Genomic DNA, 18094 nt, shown 5'->3' with positions numbered 1-18094 from the left:
TTTAAAGAAGTCGGGGGTCTGGTAGATGCAAGCCGTTACTATAAAAACACATTATATCAATCAGTTAAACGTATATTAGATTTAGGATTTACCATTAATGAAGCGATGGGGTGACTCAAGTGCAAAAGCAGAAAATTTCCGTCAAAGCAAGTCAATTTACAGAATCAGTCATTCGTGAAATGACCAGAATAGCGTTGCAACACGATGCTGTAAACTTGGCACAGGGCTTTCCTGATTTTCCCTGTCCAGAAGAGTTAAAGCAAGCAGCTTGTGAAGCAATTACAGCAGATATTAACCAGTATGGCATTACCTGGGGCGATCGCCCTTTCCGTCATGCCTTGGCAGAAAAAGTTCGTTGGTATCTGGGTTTAGATATTGACCCCGAAAGACAAATTACAGTAACCTGTGGTTCTACAGAAGCAATGGCAGCCACAATGCTTGCTACAGTAAATCCAGGTGACGAAGTTATTATCTTTGAACCTTATTACGAAAATTACGGACCCGATGCAATCATAGCAAGTGCCACCCCCCGTTACGTGTCCCTCCATCCACCTAACTGGACATTTGATGAAGTTGAACTGCGTCAAGCATTTAGCGATCGCACAAAAGCTATCATTATTAACACACCCCACAATCCAACCGGAAAAGTATTTAGCCGTGAAGAGCTAACTTTAATTGCCGAACTTTGCCAAAAGTGGGACGTACTAGCATTTACTGACGAAATTTACGAGCACATTCTCTACGATGGCAACCAGCACGTTGCAATGGCAACCTTACCGGGAATGGAAGATCGCACAGTCACCATTAATAGTTTATCCAAAACCTACAGTGTAACGGGTTGGCGCGTTGGATATATCATAGCAAATCCAGAATTAACTGGAGCCATTCGTAGAGTTCATGACTTTCTGACTGTAGGTTCCCCCGCCCCCCTACAACGGGCTGGGGTAGCAGCAATGAAACTTCCCATTAATTACTATCAAGAACTAGCAACCCGTTACCAGGAAAAGAGAAACAGCATAATTCAGATTTTAGACAAAGTGGGAATGCCTTACTTTATTCCTAAAGGAGCATACTACATTTTTTCAGATATAACTTCCTTTACTAACAAAACCGCTATGGAATTTGCTACGTTTTTAATTAAAGAAATTGGAGTGACAGTGGTTCCAGGTTATAGCTTTTTTTCCACACCAGAGGCTGGACAAAAATACATTCGATTTTGTTTTAGTAAAAAACTAGAAACTTTAGCCGAGGCAGAAAATCGCTTACTGAAATTACGAAGCAGTATTACGTAAACTCCATTCTCTCTAAGGGTTCGGGGTTGGGGATGAGGGCAGTTCAAAAATTAAAAGAAGAGTGGGACATTAAAAAACTTCAAAATTGTGAATGACAGCTATTCACAATGTTTGGGGACTGCTTTCCACATTAGCGAGCTTGGCTGGACACATCAACCGATCTCATTGGGACAAGGTTCGCTAGAAAATGAAGGAAGCTATGCTTTTACCACTTACCGAAATCGAAAAGTGCAAACGCGAAAGATAAATGGGTATGATTTCAACTCAAACTGCGCTATTTCCTTGAACCGCTTCAATATTTGTAGTAGCAGGTACTGAATCAGAGTTCTGACTAACTTTCATCCTCACCCAGAACGCTACAATCAAACCAGAGCCACGAAAAAGTCAAGGTGTTCAAAGATTATGGTAGCCATCACCCAACAACCCCAAAAACTGACCGTTGAGGAATATCTCGAATGGGAACAGAGTCAAGACGTTCGCTACGAATATGCCAACGGCGAAGTTTTTGCCATGACTCTTGGTACAATTCCTCATAATGACATTGCTCTAAACCTTTACAGAGCCTTGTACCCTCATCTGCGTTCGAGAGGTTGCCGGGTGAATGTGTCAGATGTGAAAGTACAAGTCAGTCAAGAGAGCCAGTACTACTATCCTGATGCGATCGTCAGTTGCGACCCTCGAGACCTCAACGCCCGCAAATTTATTCAATTTCCCAAGCTGATTGTCGAAGTCCTCTCCCCAGATACCACTTTGCAAGAGTATATCTTGATTGACTCTGAAAAAATCTCCGTCGAGCGTTACTCTCGGGGAGAGGGTAGAATGTGGCTTTACTATCCCTACACTGCTGGAGATATTATCACTTTATCAAGTATTGAATTTGAATGCCCTATTGAATTGCTGTATGAAGGTGTTGTATTTGGAACCGAGGAATAAAGAAACATACACTCACTCATTCTTAGGAAAACAGCACCTGAACTTTATCGTTATAATCTATACATTAAGCTAAAACATAAATTCTCCGGAAATCAGCACTAACATGAGTCGAGAAGCCTTTAGCCCAGATGGGCTTCTTCTCGCCAGTGGAGGTGAAGACAAAACAATCCGGATTTGGAATGCTCGCACGGGAGATTTGCTTTATACTTTTCAACACAAAGGCGCGATTAACTGTCTTGCTTTTAGCCCTGATGGCAAAACTTTGGTCAGTGGAGGTGATGACAAAATAATTAAAGTTTGGGGTATGTCTTGCTGATTTGATTATCTATTCAAACATTTGCTCAAAATGTCATTGGTTATTGGGGGAATTGCACTGATGACTTGAGAAAGGGCGAAAATTATTTCTGCAATCGACAAAGTTTTAATGTCAATTACAGCAAATCTAACGCTCTCGCTCTTTCAGACGTTGAGCAAGTTGACAGTCCTCAAAGCTAAACGCTTCTTCATCTAGAAAACTGGAGATTGCCATTTCAATTGTAGCTTCGAGGGAACATTCAAGTGAGAGCGGACTTTTTCAAGAGTGCAGCTTTGATATAATCAGGTAGGTCGTTGACAAGCCTTGCGATCGCTTCTGGAGAAAGGTGTTGAGTCGTGAAGGTTTGATTCATAATTCTTTAGGGAATGTCAATATGGTAAGTGTGTTCGCATATAAATGTTATAGCAGTCCTAAATCATTTGTAAAATCCTCTCTTTCTTAACCTCTGAGTCCTCTGCGCCTCTGTGGTTCCTTAAAAAAGTAATTTTCACGATTTCAATAGGATTGCTATAGAATAAGTTTAATAGGAGTTAGAAAATGTCAAAAATCACAAAATCAATTGTATAACAATGCCAGCCATCGTTAAATTACAACTCTCCATGGAAGCTTTAGCGTCAGTCATATCTTCCCTTAACTTAGAAGAAAAACGTCAACTTCAAGAGATAATTGAGCAACAAATTTTTGAAGCCGAAGAAGCCCTGTATGAAGATGATGCAGAAACACAGGCAGAAATTCAAGCAGTTCGCGCTGAGTATGCAGTTGGTGAGTACATGACTATAGATGAATATCTTGCTAACCGCTCAAATCAAGCATTATGAAGTGTACTCTCCTTTGCAAATACCAATCTCACACTGGGAAATTGCCCAACAATCCCAACCAAACCTCTACCAATAATGGTCAGAAAAAACATTCACGCATCCGAACGAGGAGCGTTTTGACTTGACTCTCAGTTAGCTCCAAGCAATGAACTAGCTCAATTTTCACTATCCGGGCGTGCCATATGGAATTTCAATCGGTGGGACGCGATATCACAGCCCTCAAGCAAACCGAAGAAACACTTTTTCAAGAAAAAGAATTAGCCCAAGTGACGTTGCAATCGATCAAAGATGCGGTTATGACCACAGATGCGGTTCACACAATTGAATACCTCAATCCGGTTGCAGAATTTCTGACCCAATTTTAGAGCGAATTACGGCACTAGGGATTGATTACGCACAGGGCAGGGCTATGGCATTGCAGCACTTCGCCCGTTGGTAGCCAATGATTGACCCGAATACAAGCAATTTGACAATTCCTTAGTTTAAATTTATTTAAGATTTGTGCGCTCGAGCAGCCCTGATTGTTTACAAACATAGCTTGATTGTCACGAAAACATTACCAAAAATTCAACTTAAGCTTACCGTACATTCTAATATAATGACTTGTTCTACTAATCTCCTTACTTTAAGGGGAGATTTTTACCTTGAATTAGCAAGCATTTGTCATATTGTAATAGAAAAAGCACACTTAATTGTGTGAAATTATCTATGAAATCCCCATAAATTTATCGAGAAAGTCATGTTTAAAATTCTGTCATAATTCCCTGATTGACTTTTCAAAAAAACACCATTAATGTACGAAATAAGTCCACTAAAGGAGGAACTTACGTATGATGATGATAATGAATGAAAACATGACTGCTGAAATGCAAACTTGCATGCAGGCTTGCATGGACTGCCACAAAATGTGTATGGAAACCATGACTTACTGCATGACAAAAAGTGACAAGCAAATGGACATGGGCATGATGAGCATGATGCGTGATTGTTCTGAAATGTGCATGATGGCAATGAACATGATGATGAGTGGTTCTGAGTTTATGCATCGTACCTGTATGCTTTGTGCTGAAATGTGCGAGAAGTGTGCTATGATGTGCGAACAAATGAGCGACGATTCCAAGATGATGGAATGTGCAGCTGCTTGCCACAAGTGCGCTGAAAGCTGCAAGATGATGGGAATGATGCACGTTTAATTCTTTCGACCTAGCAGAAGGTTATCTGCAACCTAATATTCAAGCGCCCAGGCTGTTTTGGTCTGGGCGCTTGACGTTTTGTGAGCGATCGCAATTTTATCTTAAAATTGTTATTTGTTAGTAGATAGTAGTTAGTGGTTAAAACTCCAGACTGTGCGTCATCAAACAACTAACTACCAACCACTAACCACTGACCCTAAAAATGAAACATTTAAAATCTCGTTCTCAAGATTTGAGAAACCTGTTTGAAAATAACATTACCATTGAATACGTTGCTGAACCCCTCAAAGCAGTTCCAGCAGATGCAGATGTAGCAGAAGTATGGCATTGGATGGTCGTGCAAGATTTTGATGTTATTGGAGTAGAGTCAGAAGGTGCTGTTAGTGGTTACATAGAACGAAACAGTCTGAAAGCTAAACAAGGTAAGTGCAGCGATTACCAACAAGTTTTTCATCCAAAAGAATTGATTGCTATTTCTACCCCTCTCATGAAGTTATTACCTATCCTGCGACAAACTTCCAGACTTTTTGTGTTAGATTGCAACAGAGTCAGTGGAATTGTTACCTATGGAGACTTGCAAAAAGCACCAGTCAGAATGCTCCTGTTTGGTTTGTTAACCCTACTAGAGATGAATCTACTTCGTTTGGTAAGACGTTACTATTCCCAAGATTCCTGGAAACAAGTGCTAAAATCAGAGAGGTTGGAAATTGCTAGAAGACTGTGGCAAGAGAGTCAGGCAAGAAACGAAGCGACAGACTTGCTTGATTACATTCAATTTTGTGACAAGCGAGAATTAGTTTTACAGCAACCAGAACTTCTCAAACAGCTTGGGCTGAAGTCCAAACGTTCTGGAGAGCGTTTTTTAAAATCCGCCGAACACTTGCGAAACCGATTAGCTCATGCTCAAGATTTAGTTAGTGGTTCTTCTTGGACAGAGTTGATATCTTTAGCAGAAGCCATGGAACAGTTGTTAGTTCGATGCGAAGATGTTGAATAATTTTGTCATTTGTCATTTGTCTTTGGTTACTGGTCACTGGTCACTGGTCACTGGTCACTGTATACTGTGGTATCCAACCGTCTACAGTTGTGAAATAGCGTACTGCTTTGCAATGTAACGATGCTGCGGGACTTGACCAATGTTCGACTCTGGCTGGAATGTGGATGTAATCTTGCGATTGAACTAAAAGCTGTACCTGACTGCCATCAGGACGTACAAATCCAAAAATCATTTCCCCTGCCAATATGTATAGGGCTTCAGGGGCAGTGTGTACGTGGTAACGATTATACGTGTTGATTAACATCTGAAGTTGGGATAGCCCAGGATGCATGGTTAGTAGGTCACTCCAAAGATAGTTTCCTTCTTTTTTAAGAAATTCAAAAAGACTGTCATGAATTTCTAAAATATAATCTTTCTCTCGAGCGGTGAGGATTTCTTGTGAAATCAAATCTGGCAAAAATATAGAAGTACCTGGATCGTAATGTCTGAGGTAGATTCCAAGTGGAGAGAGTTGGCGAGAGATTTCAACTAAATTGCTTTCGAGTGTACCGTCTTCTAAGAGTAAGATTGCCATTATATATTTGTTAAATTACTATAAAAATTATATTTAATTACAAGCAAAAAATCCACTCATACCCGATAGACTAAGTGCAGTTTTAATCAGTGACCAGTGACCAATGACCAATAACCAATAACTGTTAAGCTAGTACGGTCGAACTAGCTAGTAGGATGGAATGACTGATTTAATTCTGTTTTGGCACCGCCGTGATTTACGGATTTCTGATAACACGGGACTTGCTGCAGCAAGACAAAAAAGCCCAAGGGTTGTCGGTGTTTTCTGTCTCGATCCAAATATTCTCGAAAGGGATGATGTTGCTGCAGTCAGAGTGACTTACATGATTGGCTGTTTGCGATCGCTACAAGAACGATATACTCAAATGGGTAGCCAATTGCTGATTCTTCATGGCGAACCTACCCAAGCCATTCCAAAATTGGCAGCAGCTTTGGGTGCAAAGGCTGTATTCTGGAATTGGGATGTAGAACCCTATTCTCAGGAACGCGATCGCGTCATAATAGACTCTTTAAAGGAAAACGGTATTGAGTTTCTGGAAAAAAACTGGGATCAGCTATTACATCCTCCAGACAGTATACGCACTGGTTCAAACCAACCCTACACCGTCTACACACCCTTTTGGAAAAATTGGAGTAGCAAACCAAAATCATCCCCTGTAGAGACAGGCGATAGCGCGTCCGAACACAGTCTGATAGGATTAACACAAGCCGAACAGGAAACAGCAAAACAAGCTGGGGCAATAGAACTACCCACAGCAAAAGATTTAGGCAAACACTGGGACGGAGAATTAATCATTAAACCCGGAGAAGCAGCAGCGCAAGAACGGTTAGAAGAATTTTGTACCCGTGCTATTGAAGAATATAAAGAACAGCGTAATTTTCCAGCCATTGATGGTACATCCCGACTGAGTGCAGCTTTGAAATTTGGTGTCATTAGCATTCGCACTGTTTGGCAAGCAACTGTGGATGCGTTCGAAAATAGTCGCAGCGAAGAAACAGAAACTAGCATTCGTGCATGGCAACAGGAGTTAGCGTGGCGGGAATTTTATCAACACGCAATGTATAACTTCCCAGAACTAGCAGATGGGGCTTTCCGCCAACCTTTTAAAAACTTTCCTTACGAGAATAATGAAGAATACTTACTCGCTTGGTGCGAGGGAAGAACTGGTTACCCAATTGTTGATGCAGCAATGCGCCAAATGAACGAACTCGGTTGGATGCACAACCGCTGTCGGATGATTGTCGCCAATTTCCTGACTAAAGATTTGCTCATCGATCCCAGACGGGGAGAAAAATACTTTATGCAGAGATTAATCGACGGCGATTTATCCGCAAATAATGGTGGTTGGCAGTGGAGTGCTTCTAGCGGTATGGACCCAAAACCCATACGAATATTCAACCCAGCTAGCCAAGCACAAAAGTTTGATGCCGAGGGAGAATATATCAGGACATGGGTTCCCGAATTGCGGTCTATAGACACAGAATATCTAGTAACGGGTAAAATCACTCCTATAGAACGTCGCGCTGTGGGATATCCCGATCCCATTGTGGATCACAACAAACAGCAACGACTATTTAAAGAAAGATATCAAAGGCAAAAAGAGGGAGTGGTTAGTTGTTAGTGGTTAGTTGTTAGTGGTTAGTTGTTAGTAGATGGTTGTTAGTGGTTAGTTGTTAGTAGATGGTTTTGTGGTACGGGCGTCCCCGCCCGTACACTTATTTATAAGGCGGGCGAGCACGCCCACCCCACCCCATGTGGTCTATTCATCCAAAAATTGCTGTAAATCGGAAGCAGAAATTAAACCTTGAGATTCCGAATGCGAACAGCAGCATACTTGAAATGAGGTTGCTTGCTGATTGGATCGATACTAGTTAAAGTCAATTCATTTGCAGCACGGGGACGATCTGAACCATCCCAGTAACCGTAGTGAAAAGGAATAAACACCAATCCAGGTTCAATCTCACCAATAGAGGCTGGAGCAATCAGCTTACCCCGACGCGATGCAACTTCCACCAGATCTCCTTGAGAAATACCATAGCGTTTGGCATCTTCTTGCGAAATTTGCACAAAAGCATTGGGTGCTGCAGAGTTGAGTTCTGGCGATCGCCCTGTTTTGGTACGGGTATGCCAGTGGTAAACAACTCGACCTGTCGTCAGCCAAAGAGGATATTGAGCATCTGGGACTTCGCTGGGCGGCTCATAATTAGCTGCTTTCAGTAACGCCTTCCCCTTGGGGTCATTACTGCGGTACTCAACAGCCGAAATCATTCGTCCTGTTTGGATGTTGTGACCGTAATTCTGACAGTAGTCAGCGCTGGTGTTGAAAACGCCTTGAGTGTAAAGACGCGCTGTGCCTTCTGGATTCTGAGCGTTGCAGGGAATTTGAATGCCGGATTTACCTGTGAGTTTAGCATAGCTGAGTCCACTGTAATCGCAGGGACGCCCCCGAGAACACTCCTTCCACGCCTCAAATGCCTCCTCTGGTGTCCGCCACTTAATAAGAGGTGCGCCATCTTTGTCTCGAAAATCCATGCGTCGCCCATAGTCAAGAAATATGTCTAAGTCGGAACGGGCTGCGCCTGGGGGTTCAACTGCCTTATAAGAAATATGGACTGTGCGATCGGTGTTAGTAAATGTTCCAGTTTTCTCACCCCAAATTGCTGCGGGTAAAACCACATCTGCTCGTTGAGTGGTTTCCGTCATGAAGGCATCTTGCACCACAACAAACAAATCTTCCTTCTCTAGGGTGCGTCGAATACGCTCTAGGTTTGGCAGGGAAACGGCAGGATTAGTGCAGCTAATCCAAAGCATCTGGATCGAACCTTGTTCTGCTTTCTCAAAAATTTCTAGGGCATGTGGTGGTGGTGACTGCTTGGGAACGATCGCCGGAGCGACATTCCAAATCCTTGCCAATTCGGCAATGTGCTGTGGATTCTCTCGGTTACGGAAACCAGGTAAATTAACCTCAGCACCGCACTCCCGCGTATTTTGGGAAGTAGGTTGACCATTCATTTGGAAAACGGTACAGCCTTCTCGACCAATTAAACCGCGAATTAAGTGTAAGTTATTGAGTTGGACTGCGGCTGCAGTCGCTTGATTGGATTGATACACACCTTGTAAAGCAGTTGACACCAGCGTTTTGGTTTCGCCAAGAATTTTAGCAGCTTCTTGCAAACGAGCCTTCCCGACCGCGCACACCAACGATTTTGCCATCCCGCACACCAATGTCTAAAGCACAACCGTAGGAGCATAGTACACAGGCTGACTGCACCCAGCGTTCTGGTTCTACTACGGTTCTGCGATCGACACGCACTGACCATTGATTAACATGGGGAGTTCGTTTGCCCCATATATCAGCGATAATATCTCTTGTTTGTTTAAGTGTTGTTTTTTGCGTAGCTGTTGGCGATCGCATAGCGTGAGCTTGGCGATTTTGCCGACGCAGTATTCCATCTGCAATGGTTGTTATGATTCCTACTGCAATCAAAGTTGCCTTTTTTAGAAGTTGTCGCCGCCCTAAATTGAAGGGGAAAAAATTCTTTTTAGCGTTTTTATTGTTCTTTTCTAACATTAATTTTTCTACTTATCAGTCTACCATGACAGCATGAATCTCATTGGTTGCTTTAGTTCTAACAGTCACAACCAACGGCTTTTCAATGCCTCCAAAGGTAATTGTTATTATAATTACAGACTGACTTATCAAAAAAATTACTCTTGCAGTGGTTTACTTATTCCCATAAATTTTTGAATGATTCCACCGTCAGTTTATTGGCTAGCTGAATGTGCTTTGCGATCGGCTGAGTACAGCTTGCGCTTCGCGAGCGCAAAGCGACTTATCAATACGATTTGCCATCGCTACCAAAGTACTCCCGATAGCTACAAATTTTATCCCCTCTCACATCAAAAGAAACAGCTACCCGGTTTTTATAAGGTTCTCCAAATAATAGCCCTTCATCCCGAAACTCAAAAACCACTGTTGTTTCATTGCTGGTCACGCGATCTAAGGTTACAGTCAGCCCACCTTTGAAAGCTTCAGAAACATATTGAAAAAATTCTCTTGCTTTTTCTCTACCTTCATGCAGTCCGTGATATTTCTCTATTGGGAACCAGAAACTGAAGTCATCGGTAACCATATCTAAAAACTGGTTCCAGTCACCTGTTGCCAAACCGTGCTTGAAATGCTCAAATGCTTGATGAGCAACTTTTAGAGTATTGTCTGTCATGATGATATTTATAGTATGTGGAATTAATTGATACAAGAATCGTTTAGTTAATACTATTGAGTTTTCTTCATCTCAAGCAATCTTTGTACAAAACTTTTATTTATATCGAATCTGAAAGCTAAGTTTCTAATTGAAGTATTTCCTTGCTCATAAGCTTTGATTAGGTTTTCTCTAAAGTCAATGGAATAAGCTATTATATAATATTTAATACATTTTACTGGCAGTATATTCTGTTTACTTACAGATTAATGTATTATAAAGCACATTCTTCTCAAACCAACGTAAATCATTAGTAGTGCCAGTAGACCTATGCCACTTGATTATAAGTGTGGACTTTTCATGCGTACATTAGGGGAAGAAAGCGGCTGCCACTTTCTTCCCTTCATAATAATTATTATTCAATGCCTAGAAATTAATTCTTTGGAAGTCCGTTATCAAGTGCAGCCCGGAGACGTGACTGATCTTGCTGAGTAATATCTGGGTTATGCAGTATCCAATAACAGTCTAGGCGGTCATTAGTACGAAATAAAAGTAGTGCTCCACTTTCTGTCCAGAACGGACCGTGTGGAATGTGTGCAGGTCGCCAGTAATAGCCATCTTTGCACATTGCTGTGTAGCGTCTATTAAAAGGATCGTCGTTCATAGACCAATGTCCAAGCACATCTCCACAAATCACATATGCCTCCTCAGTAGTAGGATGACCAGCATAAAAGTTGCCTTCAGTCCACATAGGTACTAGACCGAGAATCCAGGTAGCGCGTCCAGTTTTTTTATTAGTATACAGGCTTTTACGCGCTGAACCAGGAGGTAAAAAGGTTGTGCTTTCCCATTTCATTGCGTGGAGTTCTTGCAATGGAACATACTCAGTCATCCGTTCATGGGTCTGCATATTCGCATGATATACGGCATTTTCCGGGGTTTGCTGAAGATTTGCGTAATCTTCTGTTATATAAGTGGGCGCAGCATCTGGCATCCACAAAAGAATGGTGTCTTCTTCTGTTTTCCAGGGACCAGTAGGTATGCCAGCCGGGATAAAAGAGTAACTGAGATTGCGTAGTAAAAACCCACCCTGGCGAAGTACACCCGTTAACACAAAAATTTCCACATCGGTAGTAAAGTGACCAACAGGTGCGTTCCAACCCTTTTTCAGGACTACTCGCTGTGTAGATTCACCTGTACCTTCGTTGACGGATAAAACTTGAGCAGTAGCGTGTTTACCAGTAACAAAGTTTTTGACCTCAAAAGGCACTTGTGGAAAATTGAGAACTGAGTTAAGAGACTCTTCACTTTCTACATGTTTGCGCCCTACAGAGATATTCTTGTTCATTTGAATACCTGTGTCTGTGTGTAAAAGATTCACATTATTATGGAGTGAATCTAAGCTTTTATTGTCTTCATGTGCTTTAACCATTTCTGTTTTTAATTTAGTAATTACAGTATGAGAGCAGAAAGCCCATCTCCTTCTAGGATACTATTGGCGAATTGGTTTTAAAACAACGATCTAAAACCTCATAGATTAGCTGAAAATTTCAAAAATGTGAAATCATGGAAATTATTTGTTACTGAGCCAGCACAATACATTGACTTTTACAATGACAGACACCTTAGGATGGCGAAAGAAATTCGGGGTGATTGCCCCAAGCACGAACACAATCGTCGAACCCGATTTTCACACGATGGCAGTACGGGGCGTTACGTCTCATATGTCCCGGATTCATATTCGGGATCGGGACTTGAGTAGTAACGAAAAGATGATGCATCTTCTCACGCAGATTGGCGATGAAATTCTCTTCGCGATCGATCGGGTGATGACGGCGGGTATCGACTACTTGATCGTGGCAACGAGTGCTGAGACTTTTTGGGAAGGGATCGAGGGGAATAGAGCGTTCGTCAGAAGACTCGAAGACTATACTGACCTCAAAGTGGCTTCGGGTGCCTCGGCATGTCAAGCAGCTCTCGAAGCGTTCAAAGTAAACAAGATTGGGGTCATCACCCCTTATCAGCCGGTGGTTAACGAGATGATACGCCGCTTCTTCAGTGATATCGGGATCGAGGTTGTCCGTCTGAAGGAGCTCCGTTGCCCCACTGCAATCTCGATCGCCGAGGTTTCCGAGGACGATCTTCGCGACCATCTTCAGGAACTCGATGGTGATGACGTAGACTGTATCGTGCAGGTATGTACTAATTTGAGTATGCTCCGGCTCGCCGACGAAGCGGAGCGATGGCTCGGAAAACCAGTGATTGCGATCAATGCAGCAACCTGGTGGTATGCGTTACGACATAACGATATTCAGGATCGAGTGTACGGGTGTGGAAGACTCTTGAGAGAATTTTGAAAACGGCGAACGATCGTAGTTGGGATTAGGTTGTTAGATGCCTGTTCGATCCAAAAATGCAATGACTTGCTTTGAGATTTCTTCAGGTATCTGATTCATCATGCATATAGTTCCGTCTTCAATTTCAACCATTTTTCCATGAGGAATAACTTCTAAAATAAAACGCCGATTTTCTGGTTTTGAAAAACCCAGTTTTTCCAATTGTTTTACGTCCTCAAGTCCCGACAAAATCAAGGTTGGGCATTTGATTAAACGAAATCTTTCCTTCATAAATAAACTGTAGTTTATGACAGCCAAAGGTGCATACCAAGGGTAACCAAAGCATTTCATTTCGTCTAAAACCCAACGGTGTTTTAACTCGGCTGAACCTATGTAGCTTGCTCGATCTAACCATCTTTCTATCAGATGCCCACCATCTTCTTTGATTGTCAATGATCCTTGAGTAAATTCGTTAGTGATAGCTGCTTTTTCTTCTTCGTTAAAATCATCTACGTTACATATTATAAGTTTTTCGACGCGCTCTGGATATGCAGCTGCTACTTCTCCTGCTATGTAAGCACCCGTGTGGTGTCCCAAAATACTGGCAGTTTTTATACCTAATTCATCTAAAAGCCAGATGACAGTTTGAGCATATTCTGGAATTGAATACATTCTTGGCGGTTTGTCGGAATCTCCGAGCCCTAGTAAGTCCATAGCAATGACACGTCTTTTCTGAGCAAAAATTGGTATTAACTCACGAAATTCGTCAATACTTCTGAAATTTTGATGCAGTAAAACCAAAGCAGCTCCTTCTCCACTGATACAATAGAGAATCTGACCATCTTCTGTATCTAAAAAAGCTCGCTTTGTTGATATGTTCATAAATAATGCCCCCGATCGGCTTAGGACTGATAACCTTTAAGCATATAGTAGGTTTTCAGTTTTACAAAGTATAACTTTTGTCGTGCGGGTATTTTGCCCGCTCTTAGTATGGGGTAAAATACTTACACTACTAATAGTCGCTCATTGTATTGCACAAAAAGCCCGAAACGCTATATTTGCCGAAGAACTGAATACTTACTTAAGGATCGAGTCTCTGTTTAATTGCTTCAGCCAAATTTTCCAATGGTACTTCTATTTGCTCTCGTGTTTTCAAATCCTTAAGAGCCGCCTTTTGTGCTGTTGCTTCCTCAGAGCCAATAATGACACAAAATTGAATTCCCTGTTTTTCAGCTTGTTGAAATTGTTTGCCCAAAGGTCGTTGCTCAAAATTTGTGACAACATTAATTCCTGCTTTCCGCAACTTTTGAGATACATTGAGATAAACAGGCGTCAAATCCTCTTGTACATTCACGACTATCACCTGAGTTGGAGTTGCTGTCAGTGGGTTTAGAATACCAGCTTTTAACAAACGACTCATTAAGCGAGTTAAACCAATAGAAATGCCTACCCCAGGCATTTTTTCACCTAAAAATACACCCACTAATTCTTCATATCTACCACCGGAACAAATGCTTCCTAACGCTTCGTGTCCGATTAAACTCGTTTCGTAAACAGTTCCCGTATAATAATCAAGACCGCGAGCAATGGATAAATCGATGCAGAAACGAGCTTCCGCAACTCCCAGATTGCGAACACCGGAAATTACCGTTTCTAACTCCGTAACTCCTAAATTAAATATCTCAGCATCGGATGCCGATTGAGCTAAGTATTTAAGTTTATCTAAGATTTCGTCAACAGTTCCTTTAATGTTAATAAAATCAATAATTTTTTGAGTTTGCTCTACTAAAATTCCTTCTTTTTCCAACTCCTGTTTAACTTTTGCCTCACCAATTTTTTCTAAATTATCAATAATACCGATGCAAGCTTTGATTTTTTCTGCTTCTACACCCACCGACCTAAAGAACCCCGTAAGAACTTTACGATTATTAATACGAATAAGGAAGTCACCAATATTAATCGCTTCAAATATTTCAGCAATAATAGCAGGCATTTGAGCATCATAAAACAAGCTAAGTTCGCGCCGCCCTACAACGTCAATATCACATTGTCGAAACTGACGGAAACGTCCATCTTTTGCCCTCTCTCCTCGAAACACAATATCCATTTGATAGCGAGCAAAAGGAAAAGTTAAATCGTTCAGGTGACGGGCAATATATGCTGCTAAAGGAACCGTTTGGTCAAATTTTAAAGCTCGTGCTTCCGAACCTGTTTCTCCTGCTTTATCCTTTTCTGCTTGACGGTTTGGCGGTAATATAGGATTAATACCGTAAATTATATTATCACCTTGATTTCCTTTTGCTTGTAAAACTTCCAAACGTTCTACAGCTGGAGTTTCTATAGGTGTAAATCCATAACTTTCATAAACTTTCCGGATTGTATCGAGTAAGTATACTTCCAAACGTTTCTCTCCGGGAAGAAATTCTGGAAAACCACTAGGAGTTGAAAAGTTGATTCTTTCAGATTTTGCCATACATACTGATTTTAGATTTTGGATTTTGGATTGAGTAAACTGTGCTTGGACTTAATCTCAATTAACTGTCTATTGTATTCTTTTTTCAATTTATCATGATTATTTTATAAGTCATTTAATTGATACAATTAGGTAATGAACAAAAATTGCATAATCTATTGTCATTGTCCTAGCGTTAAAATCCCTGACTGTATATCTACGACCAAACGTCTATCTTTTAACCACTGACGACCAAGTAAAACTTCTGGTAATTCTGTACCAACATGAACTGGAATATCAAATTCTTGCTCCTCTATTTTCACTTTTCCAGCATAAATATCAAATTTAGTTTCTCCCCTTGCTAAGAGCATATCTCGCTCACCTACTAAAATCCAATCAAAACCGTCTAAATCTTGTTTATCAATTGCCAACCAACCAGAAAAACCAGTATCAAACATTGCATCAACAGGCAATTCTAATTGCTCGTTGGCAACTAACTGAATTTCAAAGAATAATTCATCCGCATCGCCAAATCTGCCCTCAATCATATTGTTCCCGATATTCCTGTTTCATTGATCCTAAACAGGAAAAAAAGATGATTTGGATGCTTTTGACGAGACATATTCATCGCAACTATTTCGTCTTTATCAATAAAATAATCTCCACTTTCGGGTTCAACTGCCATGTACCAGTTGTAATGAGTTTTAATTAACTCTGGTTGAACTCTATCAAAAATTACTTTACAGCGCTGATAAAACGCTTCCTGCCTAGCTCTCCATTGCGCTTTTTGTTCTTCTGTCCACTGAATTTCAGGGAATATTCTTCCCCGACGTGCTGTCCGCAAAGGTTTAGTGTCAGTCATCATTGCTCCTCAACTTCTAACTTAAAGGAACTCTTGTATAATTCTTGCATATCAGATCGCGCTTTGCCCACTTTATAAGAGCAAGTTTTGCTAATTTCAACGCAACCGTTCTTCTTGAATCAAAGTACGTTGAAAGAGTTGATGATTTTTAAACCAGTGCCAAGTACGAAAACGGTAATTATTGCAGGGGCTGAGATTAATCATTTCATACAAATACATATCCGGTGCTGTTTTATAAGAAAACCACAAAATAAGTGTTGCGTTGTCAATTTCCCAAGCTTTTCCATTAATGCGTTCTGTATCAAACCATATGGCTTTGTCTCGATAAGTTGCGGGAAACTGATGCTCTTCTTGTTTACCATTAGACCACTTATAACGATTAATTTGATAGTAGGAGTTAGCATCATTTTCGGGAAACTGGCACGTTAGATGAGACTCATGCTTATCAATAATTTTTCCTTCTACATCAACCACTGTATACGTACCTACCCAATCTCCTTCATGACGTACTAGAACAGGCATTTCTTCTCGAATCAATGACATGATAAAACTCCTTCGATCTTGGATTTTAGATTTTGGATTTTGGATTTTAGATTTTGGATTGTTCTACAAACCACTAACCACTGTAAGGGCGCAATGCCTTGCGCCCCTACCTCCTAACCCCTATTTAAACCACCAAGGGTCACTTGCAGAGTTAGTTTTTACCAAAAAAGCTTTTTTTCGCATAAACCGTGTCAGTGCTGTTGTTCCCATACGCGAACCGCCCAAGCCAGAAAACTTGAAAGAATTTTTCTCTCCCTCATACACCAAAGCAGTGAGAGCAGCATCATTAATACTAATACCACCTGCATCTATTTGACGGGCGACTTCTAGTGCTTCTGTATCCGATCCTGCAAAAACTGCAGCACTCAATCCATATATAGAATCATTTGCCAAAGTTATTGCTTCTTCAACTGTGGAAAAAGACATTACAGGCATAATGGGACCAAATGTTTCTTCAGTCATAACTTTCATAGCATGGTTAACTTGAGTGAGAACTGTAGGACGACACCACCAACCTCCTCCATGGGTCTCAATTTCCCCACCACAATGCACAACAGCACCTAGTTCTACTGCATCTAACAAATGGTCGCTGACGATCGCTGCTTGTCTTTCTGCAATTATAGGACCGATTTCTCCGCTATCTGGTGTGGGATAAGCTAACTTAAGGCGTTGTGCTTTGTCTACAAGTTGTTTAACAAATGGTTCCATTATAGATTCTGCAACGTAAATTCGCTCAATGGATTGACACGACTGTCCCGTATTCACAACCGAACCCCATAAAATAGCTGATGTTGCTAAATCCAAATTGGCTGATTCTAAAACGAGCGCTGGATCTTTTCCTCCCAATTCCAGAAAAGCAGGTATAAAGTATTTAGCTGCAGTTTCGCCAACTTTTCGTCCCGTTTCTACACCTCCCGTAAAACAAACCAAATCCACATTCTCTATCACAGCCGCTCCGGTTTCTGCTGCTCCCTCTACAAAAGTTAATACATCTCGTAACTTTGGAACATTATTCAGTGCAGCTAATAGAGGTGCAACAAATCGAGGTGCTATCTCACTAGGTTTAACGATCGCAGCACAACCAGCTAACAAAGCGGGGATAGTATCAATGGTGGAAAGCAACAGGGGCAAATTCCACGGACTAATGACACCTACTAAAGGATAGGGAACTGCTGTTTGTTGCAGTTCAATAAAAGGAATAGCTGTATTTTTTTGCGATTCTTGGAGCAGTTCTGGAGCTACTTTACACCAGCGATCGATACTAGAAAAGAATGAATCAATTTCCAGAACTGTGATTGATAGCCTTCCCGTATCATTCACTAAAGCCTCAGTCAGTTTCTCCCGTCCAGATAACAGGACTTGCTTCCACTGTTGCAGGGCTTCGACTCTACCTTCTATACTAAGCTGTTGCCAACTTTTTTGCGATCGCCGCAAGCGACTGCACTGCTGTGCGAGAAGCTTTGCTGGTGGCGGAATAATCACATAATCAAATTTTCCAGTCCGAGGATTGCGGACATCTATTGCTTTTGACATAACAATTTTGTTAATTGTTAGTTGTTAGTTGTTAGTTGCTAAT

At 41.3% G+C, this 18094-nt stretch carries 20 protein-coding genes; 9 read left to right on the top strand and 11 right to left on the bottom strand.

From position 1 onward, the window contains the following. Nucleotides 1-110 precede the first annotated feature (110 nt). The 7 genes from ACKTT2_RS49500 (at nt 111) to ACKTT2_RS49470 (ending at nt 5549) form a co-directional block, all read left to right on the top strand. A complete protein-coding gene (locus ACKTT2_RS49500) occupies nt 111-1292 on the top strand; it encodes a pyridoxal phosphate-dependent aminotransferase (protein ID WP_407900489.1) in 1182 nt (393 codons plus the stop codon). Between the two features lie 402 nt (nt 1293-1694). Next, nucleotides 1695-2225, top strand: a complete 531-nt coding sequence (locus ACKTT2_RS49495; RefSeq protein ID WP_407900488.1) for a Uma2 family endonuclease — start codon at nt 1695-1697, stop codon at nt 2223-2225. A 103-nt stretch (nt 2226-2328) separates the two neighbouring features. Next, the gene (locus ACKTT2_RS49490) at nt 2329-2541 is read left to right on the top strand and encodes a WD40 repeat domain-containing protein (RefSeq protein WP_407900487.1); all 213 of its coding nucleotides are present in this window, start codon (nt 2329-2331) and stop codon (nt 2539-2541) included. 569 nt (nt 2542-3110) lie between these two features. Next, entirely contained in the window at nt 3111-3359 is a 249-nt protein-coding gene (locus ACKTT2_RS49485; protein ID WP_407900486.1) for a hypothetical protein, read from the top strand. Nucleotides 3360-3541: 182 nt separating this feature from the next. Beyond that, complete coding sequence (locus ACKTT2_RS49480; protein WP_407900485.1) at nt 3542-3724, top strand: hypothetical protein; 183 nt, start codon at nt 3542-3544, stop codon at nt 3722-3724. 465 nt (nt 3725-4189) lie between these two features. After that, nucleotides 4190-4552, top strand: coding sequence for a four-helix bundle copper-binding protein (locus ACKTT2_RS49475; RefSeq protein ID WP_407900484.1), 363 nt, complete (start codon nt 4190-4192; stop codon nt 4550-4552). Between the two features lie 202 nt (nt 4553-4754). Next, nucleotides 4755-5549, top strand: coding sequence for a hypothetical protein (locus tag ACKTT2_RS49470; RefSeq protein ID WP_407900483.1), 795 nt, complete (start codon nt 4755-4757; stop codon nt 5547-5549). 40 nt (nt 5550-5589) lie between these two features. Here the strand turns inward: ACKTT2_RS49470 and ACKTT2_RS49465 are convergent, their stop codons facing one another. Next, on the bottom strand, nt 5590-6123 hold the full coding sequence (locus tag ACKTT2_RS49465; protein ID WP_407900482.1) for an acireductone dioxygenase: 534 nt from the start codon (nt 6121-6123) through the stop codon (nt 5590-5592). Between the two features lie 160 nt (nt 6124-6283). Between ACKTT2_RS49465 and ACKTT2_RS49460 the strand changes: the two genes are divergently transcribed. Beyond that, entirely contained in the window at nt 6284-7744 is a 1461-nt protein-coding gene (locus ACKTT2_RS49460; protein ID WP_407900481.1) for a cryptochrome/photolyase family protein, read from the top strand. 176 nt (nt 7745-7920) lie between these two features. Here ACKTT2_RS49460 and ACKTT2_RS49455 read toward each other — a convergent pair whose 3' ends face one another. The 4 genes from ACKTT2_RS49455 to ACKTT2_RS49440 all read right to left on the bottom strand — a co-directional run bounded on the left by ACKTT2_RS49455 (nt 7921) and on the right by ACKTT2_RS49440 (nt 11757). Further along, a complete protein-coding gene (locus tag ACKTT2_RS49455; protein WP_407900480.1) occupies nt 7921-9336 on the bottom strand; it encodes a molybdopterin oxidoreductase family protein in 1416 nt (471 codons plus the stop codon). After that, nucleotides 9281-9694, bottom strand: a complete 414-nt coding sequence (locus ACKTT2_RS49450) for a hypothetical protein (RefSeq protein ID WP_407900479.1) — start codon at nt 9692-9694, stop codon at nt 9281-9283. The genes ACKTT2_RS49455 and ACKTT2_RS49450 overlap by 56 nt, the downstream gene beginning before the upstream one ends. Before the next feature lie 265 nt (nt 9695-9959). After that, on the bottom strand, nt 9960-10346 hold the full coding sequence (locus tag ACKTT2_RS49445) for a nuclear transport factor 2 family protein (RefSeq protein WP_407900478.1): 387 nt from the start codon (nt 10344-10346) through the stop codon (nt 9960-9962). A gap of 412 nt (nt 10347-10758) precedes the next feature. Beyond that, nucleotides 10759-11757 carry a DUF4437 domain-containing protein gene (locus ACKTT2_RS49440; protein WP_407900477.1) on the bottom strand — a complete coding sequence of 333 codons (999 nt, stop codon included), beginning with the start codon at nt 11755-11757 and terminating at the stop codon, nt 10759-10761. Nucleotides 11758-11938: 181 nt separating this feature from the next. Here ACKTT2_RS49440 and ACKTT2_RS49435 point away from each other — a divergent pair, with 181 nt between their 5' ends. Next, nucleotides 11939-12682: a maleate cis-trans isomerase family protein gene (locus tag ACKTT2_RS49435; RefSeq protein WP_407900476.1), complete on the top strand. Its 744-nt coding sequence runs from the start codon at nt 11939-11941 to the stop codon at nt 12680-12682. Nucleotides 12683-12715: 33 nt separating this feature from the next. Here the strand turns inward: ACKTT2_RS49435 and ACKTT2_RS49430 are convergent, their stop codons facing one another. The 6 genes from ACKTT2_RS49430 to ACKTT2_RS49405 form a co-directional block, all read right to left on the bottom strand. After that, nucleotides 12716-13543 carry an alpha/beta fold hydrolase gene (locus ACKTT2_RS49430; RefSeq protein WP_407900475.1) on the bottom strand — a complete coding sequence of 276 codons (828 nt, stop codon included), beginning with the start codon at nt 13541-13543 and terminating at the stop codon, nt 12716-12718. Nucleotides 13544-13742: 199 nt separating this feature from the next. Further along, entirely contained in the window at nt 13743-15134 is a 1392-nt protein-coding gene (gene hisS, locus ACKTT2_RS49425) for a histidine--tRNA ligase (RefSeq protein ID WP_407900474.1), read from the bottom strand. A 161-nt stretch (nt 15135-15295) separates the two neighbouring features. Beyond that, nucleotides 15296-15661, bottom strand: coding sequence for an aspartyl protease (locus ACKTT2_RS49420; protein WP_407900473.1), 366 nt, complete (start codon nt 15659-15661; stop codon nt 15296-15298). Continuing rightward, on the bottom strand, nt 15658-15975 hold the full coding sequence (locus ACKTT2_RS49415; RefSeq protein ID WP_407900621.1) for a hypothetical protein: 318 nt from the start codon (nt 15973-15975) through the stop codon (nt 15658-15660). The genes ACKTT2_RS49420 and ACKTT2_RS49415 overlap by 4 nt, the downstream gene beginning before the upstream one ends. A gap of 96 nt (nt 15976-16071) precedes the next feature. Beyond that, on the bottom strand, nt 16072-16518 hold the full coding sequence (locus ACKTT2_RS49410) for a DUF3598 family protein (protein ID WP_407900472.1): 447 nt from the start codon (nt 16516-16518) through the stop codon (nt 16072-16074). A 120-nt stretch (nt 16519-16638) separates the two neighbouring features. Next, nucleotides 16639-18051 carry an aldehyde dehydrogenase family protein gene (locus ACKTT2_RS49405; protein WP_407900471.1) on the bottom strand — a complete coding sequence of 471 codons (1413 nt, stop codon included), beginning with the start codon at nt 18049-18051 and terminating at the stop codon, nt 16639-16641. Nucleotides 18052-18094: the final 43 nt, after the last annotated feature.

Source organism: Scytonema hankhaensis NUACC26 (genome assembly GCF_045865695.1).
Taxonomy (GTDB): domain Bacteria; phylum Cyanobacteriota; class Cyanobacteriia; order Cyanobacteriales; family Nostocaceae; genus Scytonema.
This window is presented reverse-complemented; position numbering and strand designations above follow the sequence as displayed.